The organism is Microcystis flos-aquae FACHB-1344, from assembly GCF_014698375.1.
Lineage (GTDB): Bacteria > Cyanobacteriota > Cyanobacteriia > Cyanobacteriales > Microcystaceae > Microcystis > Microcystis aeruginosa.
On sequence record NZ_JACJSW010000189.1, the window covers coordinates 1 to 4,016 of the forward strand.

The 4,016-nt window shown below is 43.8% G+C and carries 7 protein-coding genes and 2 pseudogenes; 6 read left to right on the plus strand and 3 right to left on the minus strand.

Annotation, left to right across the window (positions count from 1 at the left end):
• A pseudogene (locus H6G48_RS19085) lies at positions 1 to 93 on the plus strand (IS5 family transposase); the annotation flags it as partial.
• Positions 94 to 110: 17 nt separating this feature from the next.
• On the opposite strand, the gene H6G48_RS26940 reads toward H6G48_RS19085, so the two are convergent.
• Complete coding sequence (locus H6G48_RS26940) at positions 111 to 233, minus strand: hypothetical protein (RefSeq protein WP_277925623.1); 123 nt, start codon at positions 231 to 233, stop codon at positions 111 to 113.
• Between H6G48_RS26940 and H6G48_RS27255 the strand changes: the two genes are divergently transcribed.
• The 5 genes from H6G48_RS27255 (at position 176) to H6G48_RS19105 (ending at position 2,385) form a co-directional block, all read left to right on the plus strand.
• On the plus strand, positions 176 to 397 hold the full coding sequence (locus H6G48_RS27255) for a PIN domain-containing protein (protein ID WP_341275518.1): 222 nt from the start codon (positions 176 to 178) through the stop codon (positions 395 to 397). The two genes, H6G48_RS26940 and H6G48_RS27255, sit on opposite strands and share 58 nt — an antisense overlap.
• Entirely contained in the window at positions 394 to 639 is a 246-nt protein-coding gene (locus H6G48_RS19090) for a hypothetical protein (protein WP_052276892.1), read from the plus strand. Before H6G48_RS27255 ends, H6G48_RS19090 begins: the two co-directional genes overlap by 4 nt.
• A gap of 441 nt (positions 640 to 1,080) precedes the next feature.
• A complete protein-coding gene (locus tag H6G48_RS19095; RefSeq protein WP_190722855.1) occupies positions 1,081 to 1,458 on the plus strand; it encodes a DUF433 domain-containing protein in 378 nt (125 codons plus the stop codon).
• On the plus strand, positions 1,455 to 1,847 hold the full coding sequence (locus H6G48_RS19100; protein WP_190722856.1) for an ACP S-malonyltransferase: 393 nt from the start codon (positions 1,455 to 1,457) through the stop codon (positions 1,845 to 1,847). The genes H6G48_RS19095 and H6G48_RS19100 overlap by 4 nt, the downstream gene beginning before the upstream one ends.
• Before the next feature lie 316 nt (positions 1,848 to 2,163).
• The gene (locus H6G48_RS19105) at positions 2,164 to 2,385 is read left to right on the plus strand and encodes a CopG family ribbon-helix-helix protein (protein ID WP_190722857.1); all 222 of its coding nucleotides are present in this window, start codon (positions 2,164 to 2,166) and stop codon (positions 2,383 to 2,385) included.
• On the opposite strand, the pseudogene H6G48_RS19110 reads toward H6G48_RS19105, so the two are convergent.
• Positions 2,383 to 3,090, minus strand: a pseudogene (locus tag H6G48_RS19110) (IS4 family transposase); the annotation flags it as partial. The gene H6G48_RS19105 and the pseudogene H6G48_RS19110 overlap by 3 nt on opposite strands.
• Before the next feature lie 36 nt (positions 3,091 to 3,126).
• A complete protein-coding gene (locus tag H6G48_RS19115; protein WP_242034697.1) occupies positions 3,127 to 3,756 on the minus strand; it encodes a biotin/lipoyl-binding protein in 630 nt (209 codons plus the stop codon).
• Positions 3,757 to 4,016 lie beyond the last annotated feature (260 nt).

Below are 4,016 nucleotides of genomic sequence, written 5' to 3' on the forward strand. Positions count from 1 at the left end.
AGAAATCGCAGACGGCGATTTGGTCTGAGATTGAATTTGATTGCTGGTATCTACAATTACGAACTTCGTTACCGACAAAAGGATATATCTTGATTACTTTTGCAAGAGATCTACAGAAGTTTTACTGCGGGAATTGCCAAACCTTTGCCTGAGTCGTGAAGAGGTTGACGACCTAATTGATTTCTACTGTGCAGTAGGCGTACAGCATGAAATTTTCTTTCTTTGGCGACCATTCCTGCGCGACCCCAAAGATGAAATGGTATTAGAGCTTGCAGTCAAAGCAGGATGTCAGAGTATAATCACATATAACACTCGTGACTTTGCAGGCATAGAGCAGTTTGGGTTAAACGTGCTGGAGCCTTCAGAGTTTTTACGCTTGATAGGAAAGTTGCCATGAGTATCGTTCAAATTCAAATTCCTGACTCATTACAAAAAAGCCTGTATGATCTTGCTAGTCGTGATGGAATTTCTATAGATCAATTTATATCTACTGCGATCGCAGAAAAGCTCTCTGCTCTAATGACTGAGAATTACCTCAACGAAAGAGCCAAAAAGGGGAGTCGATTGAAGTATGAAGCAATTTTAGCAAAAGTTCCTGATGTAGAGCCAGAATCCTATGATAGGCTACCAAATGTCTAACACTGCATTGGAGCCGACTTGATCAAGGGTCATCTGTAAAAGTCAAAGCCTGACTGCGGCGGCTGAACTTCACCGTTAGCCGGCTCTGCTTCTGGGTTGAGGCATTTATGCTCTCTTGCATTTTTAGTGCGATCGCCGATCTGGTAGGGTGCGTTAATGAAATGTAACGCACCTTATCTAATGTTCAAAATCCGTGCGTTACGCTAACGCTAACACAGGCTACATCATATCGATCGCCAAGATTAAGTGATTGCCAAAGCGATCGGGCATAACACAACGTTGCACCTGACTTAATAAAGCGATCAATGATAAACTAAAATCATGGTAAGCAGTCTGGGTTGAGGATTAAGGATTTTGTGAATCAGTCGTTGGGGGGCGTTGGCTCCCCTTGCTTTTTTTGTGCGCTACTATGGAATTAAATGATTAAAAGCTAAGACTGCTATGGCACTGGCATCGAATCGACAAACAGCTATAATCCGCACAGAGCGAGGGCTTACAATTGCGGATACTCGTATTACTCTGTATGACGTAATGGATTATCTCAAAGCTCAGTATCCACCCAAGTTTATTCGTGATGCCTTCAATCTTACAGATGTTCAGATTCATGCTGCCCTTTCCTACATTGAAACACATCGAACAGAAGTGGAAGCGGAGTATCAGGAGGTTTTAAAGACTGCCGCAGAAACTAAACAATTTTGGGAAGAGAGGAATCGCGAACGTTTTGCTCGGATCGCTGCTACTCCTCCTCGTCCAGGCTATGAAGCGGTTAGAGCTAAACTTCAGGAACGGAGAGCAAAGCGGGAAGCGAAGAAGCAATGATTGTTCTGGCTGATTACAACTTGAATCGGCAGGCAATTCTGATCTCTGGAAGTCTTGTTGTTAGCGGGTTATTAGATCTCGCTCCAATTCGGTTGAGGACATTTGAAGACGTTGGCTTACCCGCAGACAGCAATGATCGAGTAGTTTGGAGATTTGCCCAAACCAACGGGATGCTCTTACTTACGGCAAACCGGAATGGGAAGGGTGAAGACTCGTTGGAACAAGTAATGCGTGAAGAAAATCAACCGACTTCATTTCCGATCATTACGATTGCCGATCCGGATAGGGTCAATGAATCTGACTATCGAGAACGCTGCGTTGAAAGGCTTGTAGAAATTGTGATCGATATCCAAGACTATATGGGGGCTGGTCGGTTGTTTATTCCATAAGGTGATTGGCGCATCATATCTGTTGGTGACACGGCATAACAACCCCAATGCACACCGACCGACGAAAGCTAATCAGTGTGATCGCCAATCTTGTACGGTGCGTCTCACGCACCTTTTACCTTTTTAAATATAAGCCCGTCTAACAAATCACTGCACCCGACCGTATGCTAAACTACTCCTATCATCCAAAGTCAATGACGGCGGGTGAATTCAACCGTTAGCCTGCTCTGCTTCTGGGTTGAGGCATTTATGCCCTCTTGCATTTTTAGTATAACCAAGGTGTAACTAAGATGTCGTAATCATGGTGAAGGTAGCGATGAAAACAGCAATTTCACTTCCAGACCCGGTTTTTGAAGAGGCAGAATCGCTGGCTAGACAGCTAGGTGTATCACGTAGTGAGCTTTATACAAAGGCATTAAAAGCTTATTTGCGAAAATACAACCGAGATCAGATTTTGGGCAAACTAAATCTGATCTATTCTGAAGAGTCTTCTGAACTAGATCCAGTTTTAGCAAAGATACAGTTTATGTCCCTTTAAGAGGTCTCCATCCTCCAAACGCAAGGCTTCGAGGGAGACCCGATTGCCCCAAACCCGACAATCGCCTGGCAATTGCTGAGATTCTCCGATAGCCAGATGGGCGAAGACGACTTTGGCTGGCAAGGCTTTTCCATTTCGCTCAATCTTGTCGGTAGCCCGAATCCTTAACCGGAAAGACAGAGACGGTTCGAGCAGAAGATAGCGCAGCCAAGCTTGACCAATAAACTCTCGGTCAGCACACAGACAACGAATTCTCGCGGTGGGAAAAATTTTGAATATCGCCTCAATGAACCGCATACGCTCATCACTGTTGGAGTTTCCCTTTTTCTTGAGCAGCCACCACAAGATGGGAATGGCGACTCCTTCGTGGACTATGCCTACAGTCAGGATGTTGTAGCAATGCTCGCCCAACTCCCAGGTAGTCCGGTCAAGACTCAACACCCAAGGCTGGGGGAGCTTCAACCAACCCACGACAATTTTCGCAATTTCAGAATAATCAAGCTCGAAGTTGCGGAAAAAGCGTTGTAATCTCTTGTAGTTGGATTCTTTGAGGGCTTTACCTCCAAATCCTACTGCTAACTCGCTCAGATTGACGGTTTTGACTTTAATTAAGGCTAGTAGGAACAGTGCTAGAAACGAGAGCCTGGCTCCATGCCATGCCAGATGGGGTTTAAGGGCTTGCTTTAAGGCGCTATACTGGTTCATAGGGTTTTAGAGATTGGTTCTATTTCTCATAAAACACTACTCTCGCCTACTTTTCAAGCTTTTTGTCCTGTACTGAGGGGAGAGATAGGCTTCTCGCTGTTTTTGATTACTGGATAATTGAACTTGAAGTGCTTTAATCTGAAGCTGATTCGCCTTTTGCTGGCGATCTATTGAGGCTGCATTCAATTGGCGACGACTCACTTCAACAGAGTCAACTCTTTTATCCTGCTGCTTGAGATCTGCTAGTCTATCCTTTTTATCCTTTAATTCTGTTTCCAATTCAGGAAACTCTAAAGTTGCCAGTAATTGCCCTTTTTTGACAGAATCTCCTGGTTGAATCAGGAGGGTTAACACCCGCCCACCTTGACGGGGTTCGATATTAACAATAGAACGAGGAATCAAAATGACCGCTCGTCCTTGAATAGGAGTCGGAATCTTGCCAACTATCGCCCAATAACTCAGTCCTCCGAGCAAAAGACCCACCGGCATTAAGCGCAGGATTATCTCCCCTAATCTTCCTGTTGGCTCCGAATATTTAAACGTTTTTTCCGAATCAATTTTAGGATCAATTCCCGTTTTTATTTGATTATTATCCTGATGTTCTATCCTAGCCTGCGTTGTTTTCTTCGCACCCATATCTGGCTGATGATGATTCTGATCAGACATAGATTCGGCTTGATTTTTTGCCATTGTACTGAAATGAGTAAAAATCACTTAATTTGTAACATGATAAACACTCAGAGGATATTACTTTAGACTAGGAAAATCCTCTGAAAAAATCGCTCAAGCTATTTTTGACATAAGATAACTAGGGGGAGCATCTCACCTTTGTAATAAGTAGAAATGCTTAATGAACTCAATAAAAAAGTTAAAAAAGGCAACCATTTAGATAGGCAGAGCGATGACGAAGGACTTGCGGTACATTA